This window comes from Brevundimonas sanguinis, assembly GCF_029636725.1.
Lineage (GTDB): Bacteria > Pseudomonadota > Alphaproteobacteria > Caulobacterales > Caulobacteraceae > Brevundimonas > Brevundimonas sanguinis.
Genome location: NZ_CP116770.1, coordinates 761430 through 786605 on the forward strand (window position 1 = coordinate 761430; position 25176 = coordinate 786605).

A 25176-nucleotide genomic window follows, 5' to 3' on the forward strand; every position below is an offset into this window, starting at 1 on the left:
GATGCGCTGTGGAATTTATTTGGATCGGGATCGGGGCGGTTGTGCTTGCAGGAGTGATCGGCGCGATGGTCGCTGGGTCCCAGATCGGAAGCCTTCAGCAAAAGTTCGCGGCGCTGGGCGATCTTTCCGGACGGTCCCGTGCTGAAATCATCAGCTCCGTGGGCGCGCCTCAATCGGTCAGCGCTGTAGGGGACGGAAAAACGCTACTGCAATGGCAGATGGTCAACCAGGCGGGCGGTTATCACATCGCTCTCCTGTTTGACGAAAATGACCGGTGCGAGGGCGTCACACATGAGTCTGCCCAGTAGCGCCACGGCCTATACCCCAGCCTTTACCGCAGCCTCGAACTCAGCGTCAGACGGTGCAGCACCTTTGTCATCGCTGCCGTTGGCCTTCCGCCAGCCGCGATAGGCGGCCATCAGCTGCCAGATGGAGCAGCGGCCGACTTCCTGCGGCGTGAAGCCGAGGGCGCCCCCGATTTCGTAGAAGTTTGCGAACCGGAGCTTTCGTCGGGGGAGCGGTCGCTCTCCCCCTCCGTCTCCCCCGACGCATCGTCCTCGTCCGGCGCACCGAGCATAGCCGCCGCCAGGATCGCGGAGACCAGCGTCTTGTGTGAGGCCAGCGCACCGGCGGCGGCATAGCGATCAATCATCGCGCGAGCGCGCAAAGGCTCCATACCGCCGCCCTTCAGGCCAAGTCGGAGCGTCTCGCGGATATCGGCCACCCGCCACCGGCCCTCGGTGACGCGCAGAAAGACCTCTTCCGGACCGGCGTCGGTCAGTTCCTGCAGCTCTTCCAGCTCCGCGATATTGAGTTGGAAGTCATGTTTGCCGTCGCCGAAGGCGCCGGTGAAGCGGGCGGCCCGGCTCATTACGGAACGTCCGCGCTGATGGTCGGGGCATCGGCCTGAACCAGCGTCACCGAGGCCGTGGCGTATTCACGCGCCTGGCCGGTGATGTTGAATTCGGTCAGGATGTACTCGCCCGCAACCCTCCAGACACCCGCCTGACGCACGCGGATATTCAGCACCGTCCCGATACGGTTCAGCCAGGTCAGCGTGGACGACGAATGCAGCTTGCCCTCGCCTGAAATGGTGCTGTCGGTGTTGTCGACGCGACGAACCGTTTTGTCCGGCTTCGACGGATCCGTGCAGTTCGGCACGGTCTGTTCCGTCACGTTCGCCGTCATGTTCAGAGCGCGCGATCCATTGATCAGGCAGTCATGGGCGAAGACTTCGGGATCGGCGCCATCGCCGATCTGCACGAGGATCGACTCGCCGGAGACGACCTCGACGTAGTTGTCCGGCATGGCGGACCCTCCTTGTCGTGAAGCCCGCTAGGGGCGGTTGGCCGGCGGATGCCGGGTTTGTGTCAGGCCGTGGCCTGAAGGTCGTAGCGCAGGCGAATGATCGCCCGGCTGGTCAGCCCGTCTGCTTCGCGCTGATAGATCACGCGCTCGACGCGGCGCATGACGATGCGGAAGCCTGTGACGGTAAGGTCGGCGTCCAGCGCCTTCGCAGCCGCAGCGCCTAGTCGCTTCACCTCGGGATAGCCGACGGCCACAGACCAGCAGTCTACGTCCATGAAGCAGGTGACGAGGCTGTGGCAGGCGTCGCTATCGTCGACAGACTGCGAGGCGCCCAGAGTGATGTAGCTTGGCCCCGGTTCCGCCGGTGCGCGATCAAAGACTCGACCGGCGATGATGGCCGAAACAGAGGGATCAGATTTCAGGACGGCCACGGTCGCGGCCTGGAGGGGAAGCTGGGCGTCGATCATAGGCCCGCCTCCTTCTTGATCGCACGGCGCATCGCTGCGGTGATCCGGCGCTTCACTCGTTTCTGGCTGGACCGAACGACAGGATAGAATGAAGGCGAGGGCTCGACATGGCGACCGTTGCTGGCCTTGTGCCCAAGTTCGACGCGGGCCGCTTTTGGGCGCCCTTTGGCATCCTTGGCGTCGCTGATCACGACATAGCTGACATCCCCGAGGCGGCCTTCTTCCACGTGGATATGATCGCGCACCTTCTCGCCGTCGTTCGGTTCATCCGCCCGCGGGGCGATCGATCTCATCTGCGCGGCCATCTCTTCGGCCTGCATGAATACTTCCTGCCCTGCCGCCTTGCGAACGGCCGGCGTCATGCGGGCCAGCTTGCGAGCCAGACGCTCGACGCCTTCAAGGCCACCTTTAGCCATCGACCACCCCGGACTTCATCTGGATCAGAAGCCAGGCGCGGTCCCCGTCCATGTCGCCGATGAAGACGATATTGAAGGTCCGACCGGCATCACGTGTATCGACCGCGCGGTCGCCAGTTCGCAGAGAGCGCGTACCGCTGTCATTGCGGACCCAGCAATCCCATGAAGCCGTGCCGGAGACGCGCCCGGCCTGAACGGTTTCGCCGCCCCGTGTCGGGGTCAGGCTGCAGGCGCGCGAAATGTCCAGATCGACCCAGCCCTGAATCGGATTGCCGTACCCGTCATCCCCCTCAGAGCGCCGCTGGAACTTGACCCGATGGCGAAGGTCGCCGGCGCCCTTAGGCTTCGGCACTGGTCTTCTTCGCCTTCGGCAGCGATCCACCCTTGCGGCCGTCGCCGTCGTGGTCGAGCGGGTCCGGGGCGATCTCCACCGCCTTGCCCGCTTTCACAGCGGCCTCGCCGCATTCCCGGCGGACGGTATAGGCGCCGTCCTTCTCGGCCCCGCCAGTCGGGGAGAAAGCGATCAGCACGCGGGGCTCTTCGCTCGGGGTGTAGTCGTAGGGTTCGGTGAAGCGAACGCGCATGGCGGGTCTCCTCAGACGCGAATGATGCGGTAGGGGCGCAGCAGGTTCTCGACCGCCGGGTTCAGGGCCACGATCGCGCCGATGATGATGGACTCCCGCGAGTTGTAGAGCCCGGCCATGGTCAGCAACGCCGCCGCCTTGAAGGCGGGCTCCGCGCCCTGCGGCACCAGCTTGCGGTCGCAGAAGTCCAGACAGGACAGAACGGCGGCGTCGGCGTAGCTCTCGATAAGGCTATCGTCGTCGCTGTGATCAATCCGCAGGTGCTGCTTGGCCTCGGCCAGGTCGAAGAGCGGGCCGGCCGTCAGGACGACGACGTTCAACATCAGGCGGCCGCCTTGTTGGCCGGCTTCGGTTCGGCCTTGTTCGCCGGCGCCGGCTCAGCCTTGTTTTTCGGCGACGGCGCGGCTTTCTCGCCGGGCGCCTGTTTGCTGGCCAGGCCGCGGTCGATCAACTGCTCGGCCAGGGCCTCGTCGTCGACTTCGAACGCCTCGCCGGCCAACAGGGGATCGGGCGTCTTCACGGACGTGATCTGCACGGTATCGAGAGCATAGAGTTTCATCGGTGTTCTCCTTGCCGGAACGGTCGGTGATCGGCCGCTCGGGAAAAGAGGCCCCGGCCGAAGCCGGGGCGCTCAGCATCAGCCGCCGGTGGCGGTCGAAGCGGTGATGGCCGCAGCCAGGTCGCCCTTGATGAAGGCTTCCGGGCGGTAGACGGCCATGGCCAGACGTTCCTCGGCGCGGATCGTGACCAGGTTCTTGCGGAAGTTGTCGCTGTCCTCGGTCGAGATTTCGACGTTGGCTTCTTCGCGGTCGAAGATCTGCGCGCCCAGCTTGAAGGCGCCGGTCAGGAACTTGCCGACGGTCATGGCCGGGGTCTCGACCACTGGCAGGCGCCACAGGGTGGACGGACCGCCGTTGACCGGATTGCCGATGATGTGCCGGCCGGTCGAGTCCTTGACCAACTCGATCTCGGCCCAGTTGGTCGGGTGCAGGACGTGACCGGTCGGGGGAAGCTCGGCCAGGAACGCCTGCAGCATCGCCAGGCGCAGCACGTCGATGCTGGTCACCGGGCCGGGGAGGGTCGTCGGAGCGGAGTACGCCGTCGCCTGAGTGTAGATGCCGTTCAGGTCGGTGCCGGTGCCGCCGCCGTTCAGCATCTGGCCTTCTTCGACGTACTCCAGGCCGTAGCGCAGGCGCCCGTCGATGTAGGACCGCAGTTGCGGCACGTCGTCCAGGATCTGCTTCGTCGCCAGAACCCAGTGGGCGATGGTCGTGACGGGCGTGGTGACGATGTCGAACTTGATCTCCGACTGCGGCTTCGTCGAGCCGGAGGTTTCCGACACCGTCGCAGCGTTGTTCGTGAAGCCGGTTTCCTTCACGTATTGGATGGCGTTCGACGCGGTGTCGCCCGGCGTCAGCAGGTCGCGGATGGTCATGCGACGCTGGGCGGGCGTGATGATGCCGTCCACGCGCTGGGGCACGATCAGGTCGCCGGCCGAACCGTTGGCGTCGGTCGTCAGGGACGAGATGATCGCCTTGACTGCGATGCTGACCCGGCCCTTGCCGCCGCCGGCGATGAAGCTCTTCAGCTCATCGCTCTCAGCGACCATCTGACCGGCCGACTTCTGGCGTTCGTCGTCGCGGCCGGTCGGCTGGGTCATCTTCTGTTCGATGACCGACAGGCGCTCGCTGATCTCGTTGTGCTTGACCAGTGCCTCGTCGGCCTTCTGCTTGGTCTCGTCGGTCACCTTGCCCAGGTTCTTGACCTCGGTCTGGGTGGTCTCCGCGACCTTCTTCACGTCGTCGGCGGCCTGCTTCAGGTCCTTGACGAGGGTTTCCATTTCTTGAGCTTCGGACATTGGGGTCTCCATCAGGTCCGGGGGTTGAGGAAGCCGTCCAGCGCCGCCCGCAGGTCGGTCATGGCTGATTTGACGGCTGGATCGATGCCCCCGGACTCACTCCGGATGGCCTTGGCGTACCCGTGGGAGGCAATGCCTGCCCGCAGGGCTTTCGGGACCCCTAGATCACCCAGGATGTCCTCGAACTCTTTGGTGCTGGGCGGCTCGCCGTCGCGCAGTCGCCGCACGAAATCGGCGGCGCGCTCTGCCTTCACAGACGTGACCGTCGCCTTGTCGTTCGCCGGGAACGACACGATGCTGACCTCTCGCAGGTCCAGCTTCTTCAGGCGCCGGTTGTTGCCGTCAGGCTCGGCGGCCAGTTCGCGGTAGCCGATCGACAGGCCGCGAATGGCGCCTGCCTTCAGCATGATGTGGGCTTCGTCAGCTTGCTTCACGCCAAGGAGCAGACGCCCTTCGCACCGGAGGCCGCGCTGGTCTTCTTCCATCAGTGTCCAGACGCCGATGGGCTGCCAGGTGTCGTGCTGCCACAGCATCATCGGCATGGTCTTGGCCTTGGCGTGCGCGCGCAGGCTGGCGGTGAACGCGCCGGGCTCGACGATCTCGCCGTAGCTGTCAGCGTTGCCGAAGATCGAGCCGTATCCGGCGAACGTGCCGTCATCCCCGACCTCCTTGAGGTCGAGGTCGAAGTCCTTGGTCTGCATCTAGGGAGGCCTCCTACTCGGCCGTCAGCGCCGGCATGTCGCCAATCGGCTTGCCGGGCATCTGCATGGTGATGGGGACGTTCTGCATCTGCATGCGCGGGACATCGCCGCCTTCCACCGGAGGCAGCCCCTCGCGACGGCGCACCTCGTTGATGGTGGTCCAGCCGTTGCGCAGGCCAGACTCGTAGAAGGCGGCGCGACCCTCGCTATCGCCTCGGAGAAGGCCCTCTAGGTTGAACTCGACCACGATGCCGGCCGCGCGGTCCGCCGGGGTCAGCAACTGTTTCATGATGGCCTGCTCGATGCGCTTCAGGCGCTTGCGCAGGGCGAACTTCACGAAGCCTTCGGTCTGGTCCTTTAGGCCCGTCCCCCAAGAGGTAGATTTCTCGGTGTGGCCGACCATGTGCGGCGGCACGCCGAAGAAGCGACAGACCTCTTCAACGCCGAAGCCACGCGATGCCAGGAGCTGGGTGTCTTCGGGCGAGAAGCCGAGCGTCTGAACCGTCGTGCCGCCCTCCGCGATGAAGGGCCGCCCGTCGTTGATGGCGCCGGTGAACTTGTCTTCCAGCGCCTTCTCAAGCGGGTCGCGCTGTTCCTTCTTCAGCCACTCTTTGAAGGAGAGAATGATGCCGGGGCGGGCGCCGTTTCTGAAGGTCCGGGCCGCGCTCAGGTTCGCGGCTGAAGAGACGCCGAAGACCTGCCGGCCAAAGGCAATGGTTGATAGCCCACCGAGCGGAGATCCGCCGAAGCCCCGCACGTGCAGGATATTCTCGGCGGGCTCGTCGTAATGCTTGCCGTCCTCGCTCCAGGTGTAACGCAGGTCGCCCGATGATGTCCGCCGGACCGAGGGCCTGGCGATGGGGGATAGGCTGACGATCCGGTCGCCCAGCCTGCCGATCCGGGCATGCATGTTGCCCCGCAGTTCGAGAGCGGCGACCCCGCCCTCGAAGAAGTCCATGGCGGTCTGATCCAGGTTCGGACTGTCGTGAAGAACCCGATACAGCGGATGGTCCTTGGCCACGGTCCGGTCGCCCTTGGCGTCGGTGCGGTAGACCATCAACGGCAGCGAGGCGATCGTACCTGCCAGCAGGTTGACGCAGGCCCACGCCGCCGAGAGGTTCAGCACCGTCGTCTCGTTGACCGGCACGCCCGCGTCGATGTCGCCGACGCGGCTGCGTTGCTCGGTCAGCGACAACCTTTCACGCGTGTCGCCCTTGGCGCTGAACGGCCAGAGCGCCCGAAGCATCAAGCCGGCACCCCCAGGCTGGCGAGGTAGTCGTTCCATCCCGCCTCCTTCTTCTCGGCATACAGCGCGGCGCCGGTCGCCATCGCCAAGGTGACAAGGCCGTCGATCCGGCCCCGTGAGCGCTTCTTGTCGAAGGCCCGGTTGTTCTGCCCGTCGTGGTCCAGCGCCGCGTTCGCCGCGCACATGTAGGTCACAGGGGATGCGTCCACCGTGATGGCCTTGGTCAGGATCGCGTCCTCAAGCCGCTCGACCGAGCGAGGCATGCAGAGTTGTCGATCCCCGAACACGACCCGTTTGCCCTGGCCGTGCGCGATCAGCTTCAGGCCCTCGCCCTCCGGCTCGTCCGGCCCTTTCCAGCGCCACACCGGAAAGCCGATGTCGTCGCAGGCGTCGATGAAGTCGGCGATGCCGGCCGGGTCGAAGGCCAGGAACTGGACGTCGTGTTCGGCGACGAGCTGGGCGACTTCGGCGGCCGCGAAGGTCTTGTCGATCACCGCGCCCGGCACAGCTGTCAGGTGGCCAGCCTCAACCCACTCTTCGTAGGGCGCGCCGTCTTCCTTGGCCCGATCCGCCAGTCCGTCCCGCGTGGTCCAGTACCAGGTCTTGGCGTAGAGCTTCCCGTCCTTAAGCCAGATCGCCGTCAGGGCGGTCAGGTCGTTCTTCTTCGACAGGTCCAGCGACAGCCAGCAGGGGCAGCCCCTGAAGTCGTCCGGGTTCACCTCGCCCTGGACCGCCGCCCAGGCCGCCTCATCGATCCAGAAGTCGACGGCGCCGGTCGGGATGCCGAAGTAGAGGCGCCGCACCGACATGGCCGTCGAAAGCCGCACCTTCGCCGTGTTGACCTCGCCGCGGATGTTCTCGACCGGGAAGGTGATGCCGAGAGCGGGCAGCGACTTCACCCACGCCGCCTCGTTGTCGAAGATCGTCTCCCGATCCGCCTTGTCGACGCGAGCGATGAAGGCGAATGCCTCGTCATCCTTCACGTCGCCCTTGAGCACCTTCTGGAAGAAATCGCTGTAGGCCGTGCCCACAATCTGCGTCGTCGCCGGGGTGTTGGTCCCCAGCAGCATCATGGCGTCGCCCGGCATCTTCGCGATGGCGCGCTGCCAGGTCTCGATCGAAGCACCCGACTTGAACTCGTGGATCTCGTCGGCCAGCACCGCCGTCGGCCTGGGACCCGAGATCGCCTCGCCGTTCGCCAGTGACTGAAACTTTGATCCGGTCTCCGGGTGCTCGATCTTCCAGGCGTTGTCGCCTTCGCCTCGGATAATCGCCTCGCCCCTGCTGACGAGACTGTCGGTTTCGTCCTCCGGGGTGTCGGGGATGTTGGCCCGGCACATGGCCACGCCGTCCTTGAACAGCACGTTGGCCGTCGCCCGATCCTGCCCGATCGCATAGACCTCGGAGCGCTTCACCCCGTGCCAGCCCATCAGGTAGAGGCCGATGCCGGCCATCAGTGGCGACTTCGCCTGCCCCTTTCCCGTCTCGAGCCACGCCTGCCGGAACCGAAGCCGGCCGCTCTGCATCTTCCAGCCGAACAGCGACCCGACCGTGAACTGGTGCCAGGGCAGCAGCGTGAAGGGTTTGCCCTCCATCGCGCCGGCCGTGATCGACAGCACCGCGGGGAAGAACCCCAGGGCGCGCGCCGCCGCCGCCTCGTCGAAGTAAAGCCCACGCTTCGCCCCGTCCTTCAGGTCGCGAAGGTGACGCTCGGCGGCCTGTTGAGCCAGCTCCCCTGAAACGATCCGGCCGGCGACGACATCAGCAGCCCACCGGCTCGTCGGGTCACTTGGCGACTGTGAGATACGCGTCGGAGGCACGGGCGGTCCTCGCCTTCTTCTCGACCTTCGCGGCAGCGGCCCGGCGGCGCGGCGACAGGCCCAGCTCTGCTTCCAGACGCTCGGCGTCCGACCCGGCCTCCCGCATGGCTGTGAAGTGTGGGCTGATCCGCGCGATGGCCTTGGGGTTGCCCCGCTTCGGCTTCGACACAGCCCCATGCTCGGCGACTTCACGCGAGCAACGATCGAAGATCACGTAGGCCAGAACCAGCCGCTGGATCGCGTGGCCGTTCGACGGCGACAGGATGCCCCTCTCGCGCATCTCCGCGGTGATCCGGCGCCAGTGTTCACCAGCGGCCTCGACCTCCAGGTCATCCGTCAGGAGCATGCGCCAGTGCGGCTCCGGCACGATGTCGCCCGTCCCCGGCACTACGTTCATGCAGCATCACCCCTACGGGGTGCCTCCAACTTTTATGTTTGAAAATCCATTTCGGTGCGAACGGACCTTGGCCGCCGGTGTCCGAGCGACGGGCTCTGGACTTTCGACGCCCCCCCTCCCTCCTGCGAGCGGGTGGCATCAGGCGGGGGCGGGCCGGTTCCACGGATGGTTCGGGTCGAGTGGCCGGCCGTCCATGCCCACAGGGCTGACCTGGCGCTGGCCGAACTGCTCTCTAGTCCTGATGGTGTGGCAGTCCGCGCAGAGGCAGCGGATGTTGTCGTCGGTGTCTGGGCCGTTCTGGCTCAGTGGGATGATGTGGTCGGGCACCGTCGAGGCGGTAATGATCCCCTTGGCCATGCAGTCCCTGCACAGGGGCTCGGCGGCGAGGCGGCGCTTACGTTGCTCTACGCCTCTGCGGCCCCTTAGGCGCTGGGTGCCTTGGGAGGCGATGTGGTCAGGACGACGGGCCATCGCTCCGCCTCCAATCTCTTCGGACGTGACCGACCTTCCCCGCATTCACCGGCCCGGAGACCGCCGCGTCACGGGTGCTTTCTCAGCCTAAGGTCAGCCGTGGTTACGCTGCCCCGTCCGAACGAGGCCCAGCGGAGGAAGACGCGGTTGAAAGAGGGTTCGCCACTCGCTCTCCGGCTTTGCGCTAGATTAACGGTGCTGTGTGTCCGGTGCGGTGGCGAGGGTGGTGCCGTCGCGAGGAGTCGAACCCCGGACCTCCCGCTTATGGGGCGGGCGCTCTAACCGGCTGAGCTACGAAGGCGGAGAGTAACCCGCCCGGTGCGCATCGTTGAGAGGCGTGGCGGGTGTTGTTGTGGGTCTGCGAGGATGTGCAGATCGCATCTTTAGCGGTTTCGCGCCTGCCTCCAGCTCATGCTGGACCCTGTATCGCCGCCGCTCGCAGATTGGTGTCTGCAAGGCCAAGGTCTCGTCCCACGCCAATGGCGCTGTCCGTCTCGCCTCAGTCTCGCAGATTGGTGTTGCCCATCGGGCGAATAAGGTGGCCGGTGTTTCGGCAAGCCAACGGCATGCCTACTGTCCCGTTTCGTCTGCCGCCCAACCCCTCCGCGCTCTAAGCGATTTCTGGTCGCTCGCTACTTTGGGTTGGCTCCGCTCCGAGAATCTAAGACCAGCCAGCTTGTCGGAAGCGCCTGTGCTGGAATGACTACACCCGGCGATCAACCCGGGCGGCCCTCAGATACGCGAGGGTCTTAAGGCCAACCGGCTCCGCAGGGAGGGTTGGGACCTGAAACGGCAAAGGCCCCGCCGAAGCAGAGCCTTTCTGTGGGCGCGCGAAGCGACCTTGGCTTTTGTCCCATCGTTCGGATTAATCGTCAATCCCTTGCGTGAACAAAAATAGAAACGCCCTACATGCTGGGTCAGGCCGCCTTTCTGATCTCGGCGCGCGTCCTCATGAGGCCGGCGATATTCTCGCGCGTCCACAGCAGGCTTTCCGCCGCGCATACCACCCGTTCCCCCTGCCGCTGTTCGTTCCGAACGCCTGTCACGCGCCGCACGACCTCACGCCACCGGGACTGCAAGGCCTCATCGGGCCGCAGCAGTCCAAACAGCAGGCGCGCCTCCCAAGGTCGAAGGCTGGCCTCGACAACCTCCAGCACCTTGCTCGCCTCGATCATGCGCTGTGAGATGGCCTGTCCTGGCGCCCCCTCGCTGGACGCGCGGATGAAATCCGGGCGCCGCTCCTGAGCGTTCTCGCCGTAGGCGTCCCGCATCAGCTCCTCCAGCCAGTTCACCGCCTCGCGGGCCTGGGAATGATCCCTCAAGAGGGTCGAGAAGCAGTCTACGCGCCGGGCGGAAAGGAGCTTCTTCGTTCTCGGGTCCAGGTTGATCTCCACGTCGCCTTGGGCTTTCAGGCGCTCGATCTCCCTGCGGTTCTCTTCCCGCTCCAGGCGATGACGCGCCGCTGCTTGCGGATCGGTCGGCTTCTTGCGCTTAGCCATTGGTCTTCGCCCTCCCGTCTTCCACGCGGATCGTCCGCTTAAGCTCGTTTGTGACTGCCTCGACCGCTTGGGCCGTGGGCTTGCTGGCCATCTGTCCGGCCTTGGCTGGCGTCAGGTGGCCCGCCTTGTTCGCCCGGCCCGCTAGATCGCAGAGGATCGGGTAGAGGACGCGGGTCAGGTTGTGGTCGAGCGGGGTCATGCCCTCTGTCGCTCCATCAGTGCGCGGGCCTCGGCGCTGATGCCGGTCTCGTCCACCTTGGCCTGGGGCGGGCGGACGCGGCGGGCTCGGGTGCGCGCCAGCATGTCCATGCCGGCCAGCTTGCCGAGGGTGTCGTCCAGCAGGGCGCGGACCCTCTCGGCGGGCATCCGTTCGGCCTCCGGGATGGTTTTGGGCGCCTCCCAGGTCGCCGCCTTCTTTGCCCGGTGCGCCGCCATCCGCAGGGCCGTGGCGTGGGGCTCGGCCAACTCTCTCAGCTCAGCGGGCTTGGGGAAGAACTTGCCGACGCGCTGCCACTCGGCGACCGCCCGGTCGAAGGCCATCCGGGGCAGGTCGCACAGGGCGTCCTTGTAGGCCCGCCAGAACGATGCAGCCTTGGCTTGCTCGCCCAGCCCGAAGATGAGGACCAGCGTCCCCAGCGACCGTTCCACCTCAGCCTCTCCGACCGGCTCGGTCAGGATTTCAAGCTGCCGGTGGCAGGTAGCGGCCTGCGCTCTCAGCGCCGGGATCGAAGCGATCTCCTCGATCTGGCTCGACGGCCCCGTGGCGAGAAGCCGCCATAGCTCGGGCGATATCGTCAAGGTGGTCAAGCTTGGAGGGGCGATGGGCGTCAGGGCGGTCATGTCGGGGTTTGCTTTCGGCGGCTCGGCGGATCCAGTTTCGGAAGGTGGCGGACCAGTCGAGCTTTCGGCCCTTGGCTCCGGGCACGGCCCGCCAGTAGTCGTGGAACTTCTCGATCTCGATCACGGTGCGCTGCTCGCCGATCTGCTCAGCGGCCCTCAGCACGTCGTCGGGATCGGGCGTCCATTGCGGAGGGAGGCGCGTCGCGCGCTCCCTAGGTTCACCTGACGTATCCCCTGACGGTTCAAACGTAGTGAGCCCGGACACCATGGCCGGTTGGTTTGGACAGGATGGCCGGTTGGTTTGGACAGGATGGCCGGTTGGTTCGTCGCAGGCGGACACCATGTCCGGTTGCGCGAAAGCGGTCAGAAAGATGCTGTCGGAGGTGCGCGAACCATCGCGGCGTCGGCGTTCGATCCGCGTGATGATCCCTCGCTGCTCAAAGCTCTCGAGAATGCGTCGGACCGTGCGCTCGGAGCAGGCGGCCTGCTTGGCGATGTTCTCCTGGCCCGGAAAGCAAACGCCCGCGCCATCGGCATAGTTGGCGAGGACGAGAAGGACGGCCTTCTCGCTCGCGGTCTCCACGTCGAAGGACAGAGCCCATGTTATGGCCTGAACGCTCATGTCAGGCGGCCATCTGTCCGGCGTCGAAAACTGTAGACGCCGGGCGCTTACGGATGGCGCCGGTCACGCTGACAAAGCGATCCTTGACTGCGGTGCGGCCACCCCCGGCAATCAGGCGATGCTCTTTGCAGTAGGTGTCGCCTTCAGGGGTTTCGGCGCAGCAGGCATGGAAAGAGCCGCGCTCGCCCAGGGGCCAGGCGCACTCGCGCCCCATGCGCTCCATGAACGGTCGAGAGGTGTCCGTGTAGGCCCACAGAGACGCGGCGCGCTCTTCGCGGAGACGGCGAGCCGCCTCTCGCTGTTCGGCCGCCGCCGCCGCCGCTGCCTGAGCTGCACGGCGCAGGTGGGAGTAGTCCCTACCCTTGGCCTTGGCGCGCTGGGCGGGATAGCTCCTCACCGGCAGGCCCATGGTGCGGGCCTTCGATCCGATGCGGTTCTTCGTCCAGCCCGTGCGTCGGCTGATCTCGGCGGGACCGTGTCCCTCATCCCAAAGGCGGCGCAGGGTGGCCTCTTCCTCGGGGGTCCATGCGGGCATGAAGGCGCCCTTGGGCTTGATCGTCCCCAGGCGGCGACCCATCGCGGCCCATCGATCTGCCGTGTTGATGTGGACGCCCATTATTTCGGCGATCTTGCGGGTGCTGGTCCCAGCCTCCCAAAGAGCGATGAACTGAGGATCGTCGTGCCGACTGGTCGGGCGCCGCTCTTGCCTGATGCCCCAGACCCGCAAGCGTTCACTCATGGTCGAGATGCTGACGCCGTAGGACTTGGCGATGCTGGTGATGGTCTCGCCAGCCTGATAGCGTTGGATGATGTCGGCCCTCCGGTCTTCCTCCATCCGCGGCCGGTTGGCGTTGCGCTCCTCGTCGCTGCGTTTCAGTCGAAGCCTGTCGATGCGGCCGTTGATGGCGTTGTAACCGCGCCCGACCTCAAACTGCTCAGCCATTGCGGCGGCGATCTGGCGGATCGTTTTTCCAGCCTGCCACTGCTCCGTGACGAAGGCGTCTTCTTCGGCGGTCCAGGTCTTGAGTTTCATTCCGGTGATCTCGCTCTCAGGCGGCCAGAGGCGGCGAAAGCCGCTGCTCAATGGCCGCGATAGTTTCAGGGGTGATTTCGTGCCCCACGCCCCAGATCGACTTGATCGTGGGGTTCAGGCCGAGGGCGCGGAGCTTCTTGCGAAGCTTGCAGACGAACACGTCCACGATCTTCAGGCCGGGGCCGTCGCCGTTCAGTTGTTCGAACACAGCCGCGTAGGCTTGCAGCCGATCGACGCGGCGGCGCTGGACCAGCAGCGACAGCACGGCGGCTTCCTTGGCGGTCAGGCCTAATTCAGTCTGGTACTGGTTGACCGTTGCCGAGCTTTCCCATGCGGCCAGCTTGGCGCGGAGGGCTTCGTTTTCGATCTCAAGGGCTTCGATGCGATCACTCATGTCCGAGCCTCGTCATAGGCCCGCTCTGCACGGATCAGGCGCTTGTTGGCCTCGCCTGCTTCCAGTGCGGCGTGAAGGATGTCCCGCTGCCTTTGGCGGATGTTGCGGATCGGCTTGTGGTCCACGCGGGCGGCGGCGATCTCTTTGCGGATCGAAGCCTGAAAGCGGCGCCACGCCAGATAGGAGCGGAAGGTGTCCAGCATCACAGAACCCTCCGACCAGCGGTGATCAGGGTGTGCAGGAACGACAGGACGAAGCCCAACATCAGACGACCCTCCCGTCACGAACGCGCACGTCCGATCCGACCTTCACGGGATGGTCAGAGACAGCCTGACCGGGGCCAGCCTTGGACTTGAAGATGACGAGGTATTTCTCGTCCCGGCGAAGGGTGCAGGCGGTGACGTTGACGGTGCGGGTCATCACGCAGCCCCCACAGCTTTGATCACGTCAGCCGCCTGCGCCTGAACTTCCAGCGCCTTGCCGACGATCTGGCTGCGCTCCAGCGGGGTCACGACGCCATCGGCCTCGGCTTGACGCACAACCTTCTGAAGGTCCGCCGCCGCCTCGGTCGTTTCGCTGGCCTGGGTCGTGGCGCAGGCGGGGGCCCCGCCATCTTCCATCGTCATGCGGATCAGGTCGATCAGCGTCTGCTTCTCGGCGTCGTTCGCGCAGTCGAGGAAGCGGTGCAGAGGCAGCGTCGTGTCGGGGTGATTCTCGCTTTCGTAGAGGCTCCAGGCCCCCTTGTTCGACAGGCCAGCGGCCAGCGCCGCCATTTCCGTCGAGCCGATGCGCTTGCGGATGCGCTTCGTCAGCGCCTTGAGGACGGGAACACTCATCGCTTGTTCTCACAACGTTCGTGGTGGATTGTTTCGGTGACGCTTGCCTCGCCCTGGGCGACAAAGGCCCCATGGACAGACAGGCAGAGGCCGCGACGGGCGGCGTGGTGGTGTTCGTGGATTTCCGGGCGCGGGTGGCGAGCTACGCGCCGCTCGAACGCGAGAGCCGCATGGACTGGATGGCCCTCGCCCATGACGCCGAGGCGCGAGCGCAGACCGCTCGAACGAAGCGCCAGCGTGACCTGTTGATCCGCTGTGCCCTTGAATACCGAGCCAAGGCCCGGAGTGTCTGAGGTGGCGCACTCACGGCGAGCGGGCCGGGGGGTTGCCCGCTCGCCGTGGCGCCCTACGGTGGAGGTTCCACAACCCACCGGAGAACTGAAATGCGATCCTCGCAAGAAATCGACGTGCGAAAGCTCACCGAACTGCTTCAGGCCATGGAGGCGTTGCTTACTGACCTGCTCGCGGACCATCCTACGCCCCCTGCTGATCGGGGCGCTCGGATGGAGGCGGAGCTTCGGGTTCCGTACGGAGTTCGGCGGCACGCGAATACGCTTCTGGAAAACGCGCAACGGCTGCGGCAGCATCGCGCCCAGTCAGACAAGCCAGCGTGACGAGCGGGGGGCTCCCCCTTCTGACGCTCTCAGCCTGACGCCCTTCTTCCTGAGCAATCGCGTAGTCCAGCGCTGCGGCTGCGCGTCGCCTCAACTCGTCCTCAGCCTGCCGGACGGCCTCGATCTCTTCGCGCACGATGCGGCGCACGTCCGCCTCGGTAAGGGGGGCTTGGTGCTTCATGTCTGATGGTTCCCAGGTCATGGCGTCAGGCTCCGCGCTTCCGCAGGGCGGTATCAATCGCCCTGAGGGATTTGAGGCTGGGCTCCGTTCGGCCTGCGCTCCACCTCCACCAAGTGGTCTGCGAAAGTCCCGTCTCGTGGAGGATTTCACGAACTGGCACCGAGCCTTGTCGGGCGCGGACCATCAGTTCGTTGAACTCGGGCGCGGGCGCGCTCTTCGGCGTCTTCTCCAGGCGCTGGTCGGAGCCGCAATCTTGCTGCTGAAGAGCGAGCACCTCCTCCCGGACGATCCGGCGGATTTGCGTCTCGATCATCGCGGAGAGGTGGTGAATGTCTGAGCCGGTCATATCTTCAGGCCCTCTGTCCGGTCAGCAGCTCGGCGGCCTTCACCTTGCCGCGAGACAGCTTCTCGATGAGGAAGGCGCGTTCGGCCGAGGGCTTATTGATGCCCCGGCGGATGCGCGACACTTGGGACTGGGTGCAGGACAGCTTGTCGGCAAGCCATTGGTCTCGGACGCCCTGCTTAGACATCCAGTTCGCCAGCGGAGTGAGATTGGGTTCGCTCATTCCTCAAATATGCACCAGACGCATATTCTAGGTCAAGAGCTTCATGCATGTAAGGCGCTGAACGAGCGGGCCGCCAGCGCGCATAATATGCGTATGGCGCAGAAACCTCACCCGAAGCACTTTCTCCGCGAGTGGCGGAAGCATCACGGGCTTTCGATCGACGCGTTGATCGAGCGCATCAAGGCCAACGTCGAGGGCCGTGTCCTTGCCGAAGGCGAAGAAGGCGACATGAAGCGGCTGGGCCTCTCTCAGCCCAACATCAGCCGGATCGAGCGCGGGGACATTCCCTACAACCAGACGATCCTGGAGTTGATCGCCGAGGTCTACGGCGTCGACGCCGCCTCCCTCATCATCCGAGACCCAAGCGACCCGGACGGCCTATGGTCGATCTACGACCAGATCAAGCCGGAGGAGCGGACGACCGCTTTGCGCGTCGTGGAGGGGGCGCTCAAGGGTTTTAAGCGCACAGGCACGGACGGATAAAATATTCACTGCCGAATGTCGGGCGGCGAGGGTTTTGCAGGCGCAATTGGAAACGGCGGCCCCGCAAGGAGCCGCCGTTCTGCATTTACGGCTTGGCCTTATTCGCCGTAAGCGATGGGCGCCAGCAGGTGCGTCGGGACGCTCAACTTCACGCTGGCGTTGGCCGGGTTGTCGCATTGCTTCTCGTTGTAGATCGGCATGAGGTGCATGCGGCGCTGCTCTACGAGTTGCTGGGCGTCGCGGGCGTTCAGGTAGTTGCCGGCGGCGGCGGGCCAGAACAGCAGCACGGCAGCGACGTTTGCCGTATTCACGCCCTTGTCGCTGTCAGCGTCGCGCTTGATCGCGTCGAGCTTGGCAAACTCTTCCTTGAGCTGGGCGCAGGTCAACATACGGTCGCCCGGCTGCATGACGCTGACCTTTTCCGTCGTGGTGCAGGCGGTAAGGGCCAGGCCAGCGCAAAGGGCTGCGGCGATAGAAATGTTCTTCATAAGGGATGCCCCGAAAATATCGCGCCCAAACCCCCTGCCTGAGCGCATAACGCCGGGATATCACAATGCTAGGCAATGTCTATATATTGCCGCAATCAGGTATCTGGCGTCTCACCCGCACGCGCAATCATCACCGGGTCCGACCAGAAGTCGGCCTCTGGGCAGCCCGTCACCCTGAAGACGATCACCCCGTCCTCATGCGCCTTCATGGCCCGCGCGGCCCGGATCGCGGCGTCTCGGCTCAACAGCCGCCGCAGGTGTCCCTTCCTCAGCCCCTCCGCTGAACGACGATAGGGCTGAACGCAAAAAATCGTCCTCATCATGAGGCCCAAGATTCCCGCGTTATATGCAGGAGTCGAGGGTTTCGGCGTCGCCCTACGACCGTTCTCGACGCATCTTATATGCGTGGCATGCATTTTCTTGTTGACGGCTAATATGCGTCTAGTGCATATTCCCCTCATCAACGAGGGAGGCCGCCGTGGCCAACGCCATCAACCAGAAAGAAGCCAAGCGCATCGCCTACGTCTCCGCCGAGCGCGCTGAGCGCCTGGCCGAGTGCGAAGAGCGCGCCGCCCGCGAGAAGACCCGCGCCTATGCCGCCGAGTGGTCCGAGCCCGGCCCCGATCCGCTGTCGCCTGACAAGCGCGCTGCCCTGAACGCGGCCATGGCGCTGTGTGACCGGGCTTTCGGCAAGGGCGCTGTCGTCCCTGCCTCTCGGATGGAGGCGGCTTGATGGTTTCGAAGCTCCCTTCGGCCAGCGTCTATGCCGCCTCTGCCGCAGCTATGCAGCTCGCCTATGACGTAGCGGCCCTGTCCAGCAATCTGGCGCTGGCCCGCGACGACGACACCGGCACTTACGCCGATGAATGCCGTCGCTGCCTAGCCAAGATTAGCGCCTCGACGGCTCTCATCGAGAGGGCTGTTCAGGACATGCCGCGCCTCAAGTCGGAGGCCGCGTGATGGCTCACACCGACTTCACCGCCCGCAACGGCTCCGTCGTCGACACCTGGGGCGTGGCCTACACGCCTGCCGAGGCTGAGACCCGCGTCGCCGTCATGGCTTCGGTCGCACTCGACCCTGCCTACGACGACGAGTTCGCAGAGGCCGGTATCCGCCGCATCGCCGAGCTGATCCGCGCATCCCGCCAAGCCCAAACCCAACTGGAGGCCGTGTCTTGACCGACTTCTACACCGCTGGAACCCCTGTCTATCAGGCCGCCAAGAAGACCGACCAGTCGAACGGCTGGGGCAGCGACTTCCGCCCCTCCCGGCCTAGCCGTTCGGTTCAGTGGTGGATGGGCAACGTCGCCTCTGCCGCCGCCTGCACCCTGTTCGTGGCCTTTGTCGCGGCTCTGCTGTGGAGCGCGTCGTGACCCTTCAACCCCTTTCCTCCGCAGCCAGAGCCGGGGCGGGTTCGTCCGCCGCAAGGTCCGCCAACAACGGCGCCCCGGATGCGGAAGTCATCAACGGCGAGATCGTGATGTGGGTGGACGGCCGACGCCGCTCTGTCCGCCCCTACACCGCCTGGTCGGAATGGCTGTGGCTGCACGACAGCCCGGTCCCTGAAACCCGCGAGCGCGCCAAGACCATCCGCGCCGCCCTGGATCAGATCGGATACCTGCAATGATCGATTTTGCAGCCCTGACGGCTCCGTTCCCGGCTGACGCTGTGTCCTGGCGCGTTGGATCGACCAACCGCGAGAAGACCAAAGGCATGGCGCTGGCGTTCATCGACGCCCGCGACGTTATGGACCGCTTTGATGCGATCTGCGGCCCCGGAGGGTGGCAGTGCCGCTACCCCCACGCCAACGGCAAGACCGTCTGCGAGATCGGCCTCAAGCTGGGCGACGAATGGGTCTGGAAGGCGGACGGCGCCGGTGACACCGACGTGGAAGCCGAGAAGGGCGCTCTGTCTGACGCCTTCAAGCGGGCCGCTGTGCGCTGGGGCGTCGGCCGCTACCTCTATGCCCTGCCGTCGCCGTGGGTTGAGATTGAGGCTTACGGCCGCTCCTACAAGATCAAGGACAGCGAAGTCCGCAAGCTCACCGCTACGGCTGGTCGCGCCGTCACGGACGCACCCCCCGCACAGCCAAGCGCCGCCGTCACCGCCGCCAAGGCCGCTATCGACCTGTGCAAGTCGGAAGACGAGCTGAAGCGCTGGTTCAGCGACAACGAGAAGGCGCTCGCAAGCTTCTCGGCAGCCGACACCGCCGCCGTCCGCAAGGCCTACGGCGAACGCCTCGCCCAGGTCCGCCCCAACACCCCCTTTGACCAATAGAAAGCAGCCTGACCATGAAGGCCATCACCATTGCCGGTCGCCTGACCAAGGACGCCGATCTGCGCACCACAACCGGCGGCGATCAGGTCTGCGGCTTCTCCGTCGCCGTCGACGACCGCTCGGGCCGCGAGAAGACGACCATGTTCTTCGACTGCTCCCTGTGGGGCAAGCGCGGGGAGGCCTTGAGCCATCACCTGACCAAGGGAACCTCCGTCACCGTGTCGGGCGACCTCGGCAAGCGCGAGCATGACGGCAAGACCTACCTAACGGTGCGCGTGAACGACGTGACGTTGCAGGGCGGCAAGCCCCAGGGGGATGCGGGCCAGTCCCGCACCGGCGGCGGCGGGTCTTCGCCGCAGCAAGCCTATGATTTATCAGACGATATTCCTTTCATCCGCATGGCTGCCGACGGAGAGGCGTGACCGATGACTGCCGCCCATCAACTGCATGTCGAGTCCTCCAAGGCCAAGGTCCTTGCCGCAGCCCTGCGTGCCCAAGGCTTTCTGGACGACGAAGACCTGATCGCTGACACCATCGAAGGCGAGACCGATGCTCTTGAAGCGGTGTCGGCCGTCCTCCGCTGGAAGGCTGAGCAAGACGCGATGGCCCTGGCCCTCAAGACGCATGAGGGCGACCTGGTGGCCCGCCGTCGTCGTTTCGAGGAACGCAGCGCGGGCGCCCGTGTGGCTATCGCCGCCTTCATGGACCAGTGCGGCCTGACGAAGCTGGAGCGCCCGGAGGCGACCCTCTCCTTGCGCCAGGGCAACCCGGCCGTGGTCCGCTCGCCGGACTTCTCGGCAGACGTGCTGCCGGATGATCTGGTGCGCACGAAGCGCGAGCCCGACGCAGCCGCCATCAAGGCCGCGCTGGAGGCTGGTCGCGAGGTTCCTGGCGCCGTCCTGTCGAATGGCGCGCCTGTTCTGACGGTGAGGGTCCGATGAACCATCCCACCGCCTTCACCTGGGACGCCGAAGCCTGCGTCATGTCCCCCAAGTGGCCCCGTCTCGCCGCCTCTCGCTTTGAGGGTGGCCGGGACTACCTGCTGGCCGACGTAGAGCACCGCTCGGACGCTTCCCATCGCCACGAGTTCGCTTGGCTGCGCGAAGCCTGGAACAGCCTGCCGGAACATCTGGCCGACGAGTTCCCGACGACGGAGCACCTGCGCAAATGGGCGCTGATCCAGGCCGGGTTCTTCCACGAGACGATGATCGACGCCGGGTCGAGCGCGGCCGCCCTGCGTGTAGCCTCCTACGCCCGGTCAAAGGACGAGTTCGCCCATGTCGTCGTGCGTGGTCATTTCGTGGTCGAGCGGACGGCCAAGAGCCAGTCCATGCGCGCCATGGGCAAGGCTGACTTTCAGGCCTCGAAGACCGCCATCCTCGAAATCGTCGCCGGCCTGATTGGCGTCGAGCCCGCCACCCTCCAGCGCCAGCAGGAGGCCGCATGACCCCCGCCGCCCAGATCGAGAAGCGCCGCCCGCTCACCCGCGCCGAGTTCGGTCAGTTGATGATCGACCAGGAGGGCCGTTGCGCCTGTGGCTGCGGCGAGAAGCTCCAGCCCATGACCGAGGGCGTCATAGACGAGCACCTGCGCGCCCTCGCCCTGCTGGGCACCAATGCCCTCGAAAACCGCGCCCTCTACCGCAAGCCCTGCGCCCGGAAGAAGACGGACGAACAGGACACGCCCCGCATCGCCAAGGCCAAGGCCCAAGGCGGCGAGACCGGCCAATACGCCCGCCGCCAGAAGCGCGGCCACGGCTCCATTCAATCACGCGGCTTCGACAAGACCCGGACCAAGCGGTTCGACGGCTCTGTTGTCGCGCGCCCTCAGAAGGCCCACGACCATGCCTGAATCAACCAAGAGCCCGGCAGAGGTGCTGAAGGCGGCTGCTGACCTGCTGGAGAAGCCGGGTGCGTGGACGCAGGGTGCTTACGCGCGCGACAGTTCGGGCAAGTCGGTTGGGCCTGATAGCCAGCTTGCGGAGTGTTTCTGCGCCCTAGGGGCAATCAGGCGATCTGGGAACTACGCTGACGACGTGAATCCGGCGGCCATGGCTTTGGGAAGGTCTATCGGCTTTCGGGTTGGCGACTGGAACGACGCCCTTAAGCGCACCCAATCCGAGGTCGTCGCCGCCCTTCGCGAAGCTGCCCGCCAAGCCTCCATCCGTGGGGGTGAGGCATGAGCGGGGTGAAGCATACGCCGGTCGAACTGTGCCCGTGGTGCGGCGGGAACGCCAAGTGCAACGAACTGCGCCGGGGCAACTACCGCCGCGAGGGCGATAACTACCAGGTCGTCTGCAACAAGTGCCGCGCTCGCGGCCCGCTGGTTCAGGACAGCCGAGCCGAAGCCATCGCGGCATGGAACCAACCCGCCCGCGCCCGTGGTGAGCAGGACGGGGGTGGTCATGTCTGAGACCGGCGAAACCTCCGCGTCCATGAACCAACGCCTGGACGAGATGGCGTGGCCCAAGGTGCTTGGGCTGCTGCGAGCGGGGGCGGTCCTGTTCCGTCCAAGCGGGATGCGGGACTACTACACCTGGCCTGCTCACCCAGGCGCTGGATACGTCTACGCCGAATGTCTGACGGCGAGCGGTGTGAAGCGCCGGGCAGCTGACGGCACCCTGATCAGCAGCGGCGTCGATCGCTACAGCCTGAACCCCGAATGGGTCGAGCCGGAGCCCGCGCCTCCGGCCCCGGCACCGACAGTCCCCGACGAACAGCCCGACCTGTTTGGAGCCGCAGCATGACCTGCGCCGCTTGTGAAGCTGGACGCCTCAACGCCAAGGCGGCCGGTCACAGCGACTGGCGTGAGGGCGTCTGCTGGGACCACGCCGCGTTTGACCTGGATAGCCCGGAAGGCCGTGCCCTGATGGCCGATCTGCCGTCCGAACCGCAACCCGATCTCTTCGGAGGATCAGCATGAGCGCCCAGGCCCTCTGGAACCTGCACGACGCCCTCATGGCCGGCGAGTGCCCGAACGACTGCCCCGACTGCGGCGCTGACGAATGGTCGCCGTCTGCGGAGGCTTTTGAAACCACTGGCCGCCTGGTCTGCGAGCATTGCGCGGACGCGGCGATGGAGGCCGTCGATGCGGCTGCTTGATCTGTTCTGCAACGCAGGCGGGGCAGGTGCGGGCTATGCGCGGGTCGGCTTCGAGGTGGTGGGCGTCGATCTGCATCCGCAGAAGCGATACCCCTTCGCCTTCATCCAGCACGACGCGTTGATGCTGGATCCGCGCTTTCTGGCGGCGTTCGATGCGATCCACGCCTCGCCGCCCTGTCAGGGCTATACGGCGCTGCGCCACGCGCCGGGTGCTAAGGGCGCGCCGATGCTGATCGAACAGGTGCGGGTGATGCTGCGCGCGACCGGCCTGCCCTACGTCATCGAGAACGTGGAGGAAGCGTCCTGGGCGATGGAAAGCCCCATCACCCTGTGCGGCTCGATGTTTGGACTGGGCGCCCAAGGCTGCCAGCTCCGACGCCACAGGCTGTTTGAGAGCAACATCGCCATCAGTCCGCCGTCGCCCTGCAAGCACGACGATCGGCCCGTCATCGGCGTCTATGGCGGGCACGCCCGGCGCCGGGCGTTCTCTGCTGGCGGGCGCGGAACGCGCGACGTGTGGGAGGGCGGACACCGCGCTGCCATGTCCCAGGCCATGGGCATGACCTGGGCCACCTGCGCCGAGATGAGCGAGGCGATCCCGCCCGCCTACACCGAACACCTTGGGCGCCAACTGATGGCGCACCTGCAATCCCGGAGGATCGCAGCATGACCACCCCTCGCGTTACCGTGCCGGTTGAGCCGCTTTGGATGATGCACGTCATCGGGCCGGACGACATTTACCCGGCTCCAGACCATGCTACCGCTGTCGAATGGTGCGCCTATCTCAACAGCGAGATCGCTCCGAAAGTCCCCAGTGTCCTATGCGTCGCGGTTCCAGCGATCTGGACCGGGACCGCCGAAGAGCACGCCGAGGGCATGCCTGAGGCAATCAGGGGGTGGTCGCGACCTCCCGCAGCCCCCGCGCCGGAAGGCGGGGCGGTATCGAAGGCCTGCGTCGATTTTCAGGAGGCCATTGACGACTTCGAGGCCGACGTTGCCGACGTCATGGCAGAGGGCTCGGAGCGCGCTGACCTTTGGGATCGAGAGATCACGGTCAACATTGACGCGCTGAAGACCGTCATGAGCGCCGCCCTCGCCACCCGCGAGGAAGCCCCGGCAGAGGATGATGCGCGCCGTAAGCTGATCCAGTGCATCGAGCAGTGGGACGGCGAAACAGAATACGACGCCGACGACCTGACGTCTCTGGCAGACAGCATTCTTCACGCTTTCAACGGCCCTCCGGTCGTGCTTCGTGCCGATCCGGTCCAACTGTCAAGTAATCCTTGTCAGTTGGCGGTCGCGACGAGCAGCGAGGCGTCGCCGTGCCCGTTCTGTGGATGTGGGATGCGCGTGAACTACGACCCTGAGAGCGAAATGTATGGCCCGGATGGCGATCATTTGCCCGGTTGCATCATTGGCAACTGGGACTTGCACGAATACGCATTCCGACCAGACGCGCTTGCGGCGTGGAACTCGCGCGCCCTCCGCGCCCAGCCGCCAGCCCGCGAGGACGCGCAGCCGGTGGGGATTGTAGACGGACTTATCGGCCGTCTGAACACGGCAGAGCTGGACGACGGAACACCCCTCTACACCCACCCCGCCCCCGACGCGCTGCGGGTAGCCGTGGAGGCGTTGGAGGAGATAGCCGACACGGACCCTGACGACGGAACCTCATGGTTTCACGAGCGCGCCAACCAAGCCCTCGCCGCCCTGCAAGCCGAACAGGGGGCGAAGTGATGGTCGCTTGGTCTCACTACCAGAACGACTTCGACGCCATGTCGGACGCAGAGATCGAATACGAAACGCGCCGGTCTCAGGATCAGGTGGACGAAGCCGAGGACTGGCTTGAAGCCGTTGCGGCGTGGAAGGCGGCAGGCAAACCACGAACGAAACCGCAAGCCGAACAGGGGGCGAATTGATGGCTGACCTGAATGCAGACAAGGGGCTGGCCAACGGCTCATGCAATCGAACTGCTTGCCAAGCGCCGCTCTCGCACGAGCCAACGCACCAGTTCATGGATGGCATCTTCACCGGCGGCCCGCGTCTTCACTACTGCGCCACATGCGCCGCTGATTTTGACGCATGGGATCGTAGGTCCGGCGACATGGTCCGCATCTCGCGTGAACCCAAGTCTCGCGCCACCCCCTCGGATAAGGAGGGCGGGGAGTGATCTGCAATCTGTGTCGAGGAAGTGGCTCGCTCGTCTGCGCGTGGCCGCTCGAGTGGTGGACCTGCCCGAAGTGCAAGGGCCACGGAGCAACCCAGCAATTTGGGCCTGCCGTTATCGGAGAAAAGCCCCAATGACCCACCCCCTCACCCCGCGCGAGAAGGTGCGGAAGGCCATCATCGACGTGATGAAGCCCAAGGACGCGGACATCACGCTTGGCCGTGTCGACACCTGCACCGACGCCATCCTCACCGCCCTCGCCTCATCCGGCGATCATGCGGAACTAGCGCGGGCGATTGACCGCCTGTTGCCCATCACGATCCAGAACACGCCCGACTACGCGGAAGTGTCGTTCGGGGAGTGCCGCGCTCAAGCCATGACGATGGAACCCGAGACGTGGCTCGCCCTCAACCAACTGCCCGCCCTCATCGCAGAGGTCGCGGCGCGGCGGGGTGAGCGGGACGAAGCCGTCCAGGTCATTGAAGCCGAGCGCGAGGACAGAGAATTGGTCGAGAGCAGGTTAACCGCCCGAGCCACCGAAGCAGAGCGCAAGCTGGCTGAGGCGGTGGGGCTGTTGCGGGAGGCGCGCGACGAAATCCAGGCTCATGCCGACGGCGCGACGCCGGAGTGGCAGCGCCGCGTCTATGAATCGTCTCGCGCCGACTACGCGCAGGACATGGATATTCCAAACCGCATCGACGCATTCCTCAGCAAGGAGGCCGAACGTGGGTGAGTGTCCCTGCTACACCTGCATGAGGACCAAGACCGACCCTGAAACGGGTTGGCCTCTGACCGCCATGCGCTTCAT

General features: G+C 65.5%; 49 protein-coding genes and 1 tRNA gene. 22 read left to right on the forward strand and 28 right to left on the reverse strand.

Going from position 1 to position 25176, the window contains the following annotated elements:
• The first annotated feature begins 8 nt into the window (after positions 1–8).
• Positions 9–308 (forward strand): hypothetical protein, encoded by a 300-nt coding sequence (locus tag PIB44_RS03790; protein WP_278070464.1) that lies wholly within the window; start codon positions 9–11, stop codon positions 306–308.
• Between the two features lie 110 nt (positions 309–418).
• Here PIB44_RS03790 and PIB44_RS03795 read toward each other — a convergent pair whose 3' ends face one another.
• From PIB44_RS03795 to PIB44_RS03910, 24 genes are all read right to left on the reverse strand, one after another.
• The gene (locus tag PIB44_RS03795; RefSeq protein WP_278070465.1) at positions 419–871 is read right to left on the reverse strand and encodes a gene transfer agent family protein; all 453 of its coding nucleotides are present in this window, start codon (positions 869–871) and stop codon (positions 419–421) included.
• Positions 871–1308 (reverse strand): phage tail tube protein, encoded by a 438-nt coding sequence (locus PIB44_RS03800; protein WP_278070466.1) that lies wholly within the window; start codon positions 1306–1308, stop codon positions 871–873. Before PIB44_RS03800 ends, PIB44_RS03795 begins: the two co-directional genes overlap by 1 nt.
• Before the next feature lie 62 nt (positions 1309–1370).
• Positions 1371–1775, reverse strand: coding sequence for a DUF3168 domain-containing protein (locus PIB44_RS03805; RefSeq protein ID WP_278070467.1), 405 nt, complete (start codon positions 1773–1775; stop codon positions 1371–1373).
• A complete protein-coding gene (locus tag PIB44_RS03810) occupies positions 1772–2191 on the reverse strand; it encodes an HK97 gp10 family phage protein (RefSeq protein WP_128719377.1) in 420 nt (139 codons plus the stop codon). Before PIB44_RS03810 ends, PIB44_RS03805 begins: the two co-directional genes overlap by 4 nt.
• On the reverse strand, positions 2184–2543 hold the full coding sequence (locus PIB44_RS03815; protein ID WP_278070468.1) for a head-tail adaptor protein: 360 nt from the start codon (positions 2541–2543) through the stop codon (positions 2184–2186). Before PIB44_RS03815 ends, PIB44_RS03810 begins: the two co-directional genes overlap by 8 nt.
• Positions 2530–2775, reverse strand: coding sequence for a hypothetical protein (locus PIB44_RS03820; protein WP_227157672.1), 246 nt, complete (start codon positions 2773–2775; stop codon positions 2530–2532). Before PIB44_RS03820 ends, PIB44_RS03815 begins: the two co-directional genes overlap by 14 nt.
• An 11-nt stretch (positions 2776–2786) precedes the next feature.
• Positions 2787–3098, reverse strand: coding sequence for a head-tail connector protein (locus PIB44_RS03825; protein WP_278070469.1), 312 nt, complete (start codon positions 3096–3098; stop codon positions 2787–2789).
• The gene (locus PIB44_RS03830; RefSeq protein ID WP_278070470.1) at positions 3098–3334 is read right to left on the reverse strand and encodes a hypothetical protein; all 237 of its coding nucleotides are present in this window, start codon (positions 3332–3334) and stop codon (positions 3098–3100) included. The genes PIB44_RS03825 and PIB44_RS03830 overlap by 1 nt, the downstream gene beginning before the upstream one ends.
• Before the next feature lie 78 nt (positions 3335–3412).
• Positions 3413–4633: a phage major capsid protein gene (locus PIB44_RS03835; protein ID WP_278070471.1), complete on the reverse strand. Its 1221-nt coding sequence runs from the start codon at positions 4631–4633 to the stop codon at positions 3413–3415.
• 11 nt (positions 4634–4644) lie between these two features.
• Entirely contained in the window at positions 4645–5334 is a 690-nt protein-coding gene (locus tag PIB44_RS03840) for an HK97 family phage prohead protease (protein WP_278070472.1), read from the reverse strand.
• A 13-nt stretch (positions 5335–5347) separates the two neighbouring features.
• Positions 5348–6580: a phage portal protein gene (locus tag PIB44_RS03845; protein WP_278070473.1), complete on the reverse strand. Its 1233-nt coding sequence runs from the start codon at positions 6578–6580 to the stop codon at positions 5348–5350.
• Positions 6580–8400, reverse strand: coding sequence for a terminase large subunit (locus tag PIB44_RS03850; RefSeq protein ID WP_278070474.1), 1821 nt, complete (start codon positions 8398–8400; stop codon positions 6580–6582). Before PIB44_RS03850 ends, PIB44_RS03845 begins: the two co-directional genes overlap by 1 nt.
• Positions 8366–8797 carry a P27 family phage terminase small subunit gene (locus PIB44_RS03855; protein ID WP_278070475.1) on the reverse strand — a complete coding sequence of 144 codons (432 nt, stop codon included), beginning with the start codon at positions 8795–8797 and terminating at the stop codon, positions 8366–8368. Before PIB44_RS03855 ends, PIB44_RS03850 begins: the two co-directional genes overlap by 35 nt.
• Positions 8798–8935: 138 nt before the next feature.
• Positions 8936–9268, reverse strand: a complete 333-nt coding sequence (locus tag PIB44_RS03860) for an HNH endonuclease signature motif containing protein (protein ID WP_278070476.1) — start codon at positions 9266–9268, stop codon at positions 8936–8938.
• A gap of 224 nt (positions 9269–9492) precedes the next feature.
• Positions 9493–9569 (reverse strand) — tRNA-Met (locus tag PIB44_RS03865).
• A gap of 616 nt (positions 9570–10185) precedes the next feature.
• Positions 10186–10767 carry a hypothetical protein gene (locus PIB44_RS03870; RefSeq protein ID WP_278070477.1) on the reverse strand — a complete coding sequence of 194 codons (582 nt, stop codon included), beginning with the start codon at positions 10765–10767 and terminating at the stop codon, positions 10186–10188.
• On the reverse strand, positions 10760–10966 hold the full coding sequence (locus tag PIB44_RS03875) for a hypothetical protein (protein WP_278070478.1): 207 nt from the start codon (positions 10964–10966) through the stop codon (positions 10760–10762). Before PIB44_RS03875 ends, PIB44_RS03870 begins: the two co-directional genes overlap by 8 nt.
• On the reverse strand, positions 10963–11415 hold the full coding sequence (locus PIB44_RS03880) for a hypothetical protein (RefSeq protein ID WP_278070479.1): 453 nt from the start codon (positions 11413–11415) through the stop codon (positions 10963–10965). The genes PIB44_RS03875 and PIB44_RS03880 overlap by 4 nt, the downstream gene beginning before the upstream one ends.
• A 31-nt stretch (positions 11416–11446) precedes the next feature.
• Complete coding sequence (locus tag PIB44_RS03885; protein WP_278070480.1) at positions 11447–12229, reverse strand: helix-turn-helix domain-containing protein; 783 nt, start codon at positions 12227–12229, stop codon at positions 11447–11449.
• A 1-nt stretch (position 12230) separates the two neighbouring features.
• Positions 12231–13262, reverse strand: a complete 1032-nt coding sequence (locus tag PIB44_RS03890; protein ID WP_278070481.1) for a GcrA family cell cycle regulator — start codon at positions 13260–13262, stop codon at positions 12231–12233.
• A gap of 16 nt (positions 13263–13278) precedes the next feature.
• Positions 13279–13656, reverse strand: a complete 378-nt coding sequence (locus PIB44_RS03895) for a winged helix-turn-helix domain-containing protein (RefSeq protein ID WP_278070482.1) — start codon at positions 13654–13656, stop codon at positions 13279–13281.
• On the reverse strand, positions 13653–13859 hold the full coding sequence (locus PIB44_RS03900) for a hypothetical protein (RefSeq protein WP_278070483.1): 207 nt from the start codon (positions 13857–13859) through the stop codon (positions 13653–13655). The genes PIB44_RS03895 and PIB44_RS03900 overlap by 4 nt, the downstream gene beginning before the upstream one ends.
• 61 nt (positions 13860–13920) lie before the next feature.
• Positions 13921–14076, reverse strand: a complete 156-nt coding sequence (locus PIB44_RS03905) for a hypothetical protein (protein ID WP_278070484.1) — start codon at positions 14074–14076, stop codon at positions 13921–13923.
• Positions 14076–14492, reverse strand: a complete 417-nt coding sequence (locus PIB44_RS03910) for a hypothetical protein (RefSeq protein ID WP_278070485.1) — start codon at positions 14490–14492, stop codon at positions 14076–14078. The genes PIB44_RS03905 and PIB44_RS03910 overlap by 1 nt, the downstream gene beginning before the upstream one ends.
• 71 nt (positions 14493–14563) lie before the next feature.
• Between PIB44_RS03910 and PIB44_RS03915 the strand changes: the two genes are divergently transcribed.
• Complete coding sequence (locus PIB44_RS03915) at positions 14564–14785, forward strand: hypothetical protein (protein ID WP_278070486.1); 222 nt, start codon at positions 14564–14566, stop codon at positions 14783–14785.
• 527 nt (positions 14786–15312) lie between these two features.
• On the opposite strand, the gene PIB44_RS03920 is transcribed toward PIB44_RS03915, so the two are convergent.
• Both PIB44_RS03920 and PIB44_RS03925 read right to left on the reverse strand, forming a co-directional pair.
• Complete coding sequence (locus tag PIB44_RS03920; protein ID WP_278070487.1) at positions 15313–15633, reverse strand: hypothetical protein; 321 nt, start codon at positions 15631–15633, stop codon at positions 15313–15315.
• Between the two features lie 4 nt (positions 15634–15637).
• A complete protein-coding gene (locus PIB44_RS03925; protein ID WP_128719361.1) occupies positions 15638–15853 on the reverse strand; it encodes a helix-turn-helix domain-containing protein in 216 nt (71 codons plus the stop codon).
• A 93-nt stretch (positions 15854–15946) separates the two neighbouring features.
• On the opposite strand from PIB44_RS03925, the gene PIB44_RS03930 reads away from it, so the two are divergent.
• Entirely contained in the window at positions 15947–16336 is a 390-nt protein-coding gene (locus PIB44_RS03930; protein WP_278070488.1) for a helix-turn-helix domain-containing protein, read from the forward strand.
• Between the two features lie 98 nt (positions 16337–16434).
• Here the strand turns inward: PIB44_RS03930 and PIB44_RS03935 are convergent, their stop codons facing one another.
• Positions 16435–16824 carry a hypothetical protein gene (locus tag PIB44_RS03935; protein WP_278070489.1) on the reverse strand — a complete coding sequence of 130 codons (390 nt, stop codon included), beginning with the start codon at positions 16822–16824 and terminating at the stop codon, positions 16435–16437.
• Between the two features lie 95 nt (positions 16825–16919).
• A complete protein-coding gene (locus tag PIB44_RS03940; protein WP_278070490.1) occupies positions 16920–17069 on the reverse strand; it encodes a hypothetical protein in 150 nt (49 codons plus the stop codon).
• A 233-nt stretch (positions 17070–17302) separates the two neighbouring features.
• Here PIB44_RS03940 and PIB44_RS03945 point away from each other — a divergent pair, with 233 nt between their 5' ends.
• The 19 genes from PIB44_RS03945 (at position 17303) to PIB44_RS04035 (ending at position 25101) form a co-directional block, all read left to right on the forward strand.
• Positions 17303–17557, forward strand: coding sequence for a hypothetical protein (locus tag PIB44_RS03945; RefSeq protein WP_278070491.1), 255 nt, complete (start codon positions 17303–17305; stop codon positions 17555–17557).
• Positions 17557–17784, forward strand: coding sequence for a hypothetical protein (locus tag PIB44_RS03950; RefSeq protein ID WP_278070492.1), 228 nt, complete (start codon positions 17557–17559; stop codon positions 17782–17784). The genes PIB44_RS03945 and PIB44_RS03950 overlap by 1 nt, the downstream gene beginning before the upstream one ends.
• On the forward strand, positions 17784–18002 hold the full coding sequence (locus PIB44_RS03955; protein WP_278070493.1) for a hypothetical protein: 219 nt from the start codon (positions 17784–17786) through the stop codon (positions 18000–18002). The genes PIB44_RS03950 and PIB44_RS03955 overlap by 1 nt, the downstream gene beginning before the upstream one ends.
• The gene (locus tag PIB44_RS03960; RefSeq protein WP_278070494.1) at positions 17999–18196 is read left to right on the forward strand and encodes a hypothetical protein; all 198 of its coding nucleotides are present in this window, start codon (positions 17999–18001) and stop codon (positions 18194–18196) included. Before PIB44_RS03955 ends, PIB44_RS03960 begins: the two co-directional genes overlap by 4 nt.
• Positions 18193–18450 carry a hypothetical protein gene (locus PIB44_RS03965; protein WP_278070495.1) on the forward strand — a complete coding sequence of 86 codons (258 nt, stop codon included), beginning with the start codon at positions 18193–18195 and terminating at the stop codon, positions 18448–18450. Before PIB44_RS03960 ends, PIB44_RS03965 begins: the two co-directional genes overlap by 4 nt.
• Positions 18447–19100 carry a Rad52/Rad22 family DNA repair protein gene (locus tag PIB44_RS03970; protein WP_278070496.1) on the forward strand — a complete coding sequence of 218 codons (654 nt, stop codon included), beginning with the start codon at positions 18447–18449 and terminating at the stop codon, positions 19098–19100. Before PIB44_RS03965 ends, PIB44_RS03970 begins: the two co-directional genes overlap by 4 nt.
• Positions 19101–19114: 14 nt before the next feature.
• Positions 19115–19522, forward strand: coding sequence for a single-stranded DNA-binding protein (locus tag PIB44_RS03975; protein ID WP_278070497.1), 408 nt, complete (start codon positions 19115–19117; stop codon positions 19520–19522).
• Positions 19523–19525: 3 nt separating this feature from the next.
• Positions 19526–20041: a siphovirus Gp157 family protein gene (locus PIB44_RS03980; protein ID WP_278070498.1), complete on the forward strand. Its 516-nt coding sequence runs from the start codon at positions 19526–19528 to the stop codon at positions 20039–20041.
• Complete coding sequence (locus PIB44_RS03985) at positions 20038–20547, forward strand: hypothetical protein (protein ID WP_278070499.1); 510 nt, start codon at positions 20038–20040, stop codon at positions 20545–20547. Before PIB44_RS03980 ends, PIB44_RS03985 begins: the two co-directional genes overlap by 4 nt.
• Positions 20544–20951, forward strand: coding sequence for a hypothetical protein (locus tag PIB44_RS03990; protein ID WP_278070500.1), 408 nt, complete (start codon positions 20544–20546; stop codon positions 20949–20951). Before PIB44_RS03985 ends, PIB44_RS03990 begins: the two co-directional genes overlap by 4 nt.
• Complete coding sequence (locus PIB44_RS03995; protein ID WP_278070501.1) at positions 20944–21282, forward strand: DUF6197 family protein; 339 nt, start codon at positions 20944–20946, stop codon at positions 21280–21282. The genes PIB44_RS03990 and PIB44_RS03995 overlap by 8 nt, the downstream gene beginning before the upstream one ends.
• Positions 21279–21512, forward strand: coding sequence for a Lar family restriction alleviation protein (locus tag PIB44_RS04000; RefSeq protein ID WP_278070502.1), 234 nt, complete (start codon positions 21279–21281; stop codon positions 21510–21512). The genes PIB44_RS03995 and PIB44_RS04000 overlap by 4 nt, the downstream gene beginning before the upstream one ends.
• Positions 21513–21534: 22 nt before the next feature.
• Positions 21535–21846, forward strand: a complete 312-nt coding sequence (locus PIB44_RS04005) for a hypothetical protein (RefSeq protein ID WP_278070503.1) — start codon at positions 21535–21537, stop codon at positions 21844–21846.
• Positions 21843–22022 carry a hypothetical protein gene (locus PIB44_RS04010; protein ID WP_278070504.1) on the forward strand — a complete coding sequence of 60 codons (180 nt, stop codon included), beginning with the start codon at positions 21843–21845 and terminating at the stop codon, positions 22020–22022. Before PIB44_RS04005 ends, PIB44_RS04010 begins: the two co-directional genes overlap by 4 nt.
• Complete coding sequence (locus PIB44_RS04015; RefSeq protein WP_278070505.1) at positions 22019–22201, forward strand: hypothetical protein; 183 nt, start codon at positions 22019–22021, stop codon at positions 22199–22201. The genes PIB44_RS04010 and PIB44_RS04015 overlap by 4 nt, the downstream gene beginning before the upstream one ends.
• Positions 22188–22871, forward strand: coding sequence for a DNA cytosine methyltransferase (locus PIB44_RS04020; protein ID WP_278070506.1), 684 nt, complete (start codon positions 22188–22190; stop codon positions 22869–22871). The genes PIB44_RS04015 and PIB44_RS04020 overlap by 14 nt, the downstream gene beginning before the upstream one ends.
• Complete coding sequence (locus PIB44_RS04025; RefSeq protein WP_278070507.1) at positions 22868–23938, forward strand: hypothetical protein; 1071 nt, start codon at positions 22868–22870, stop codon at positions 23936–23938. Before PIB44_RS04020 ends, PIB44_RS04025 begins: the two co-directional genes overlap by 4 nt.
• Positions 23938–24120, forward strand: a complete 183-nt coding sequence (locus PIB44_RS04030) for a hypothetical protein (RefSeq protein WP_278070508.1) — start codon at positions 23938–23940, stop codon at positions 24118–24120. The genes PIB44_RS04025 and PIB44_RS04030 overlap by 1 nt, the downstream gene beginning before the upstream one ends.
• Before the next feature lie 381 nt (positions 24121–24501).
• Positions 24502–25101 (forward strand): hypothetical protein, encoded by a 600-nt coding sequence (locus PIB44_RS04035; RefSeq protein ID WP_278070509.1) that lies wholly within the window; start codon positions 24502–24504, stop codon positions 25099–25101.
• Positions 25102–25176 lie beyond the last annotated feature (75 nt).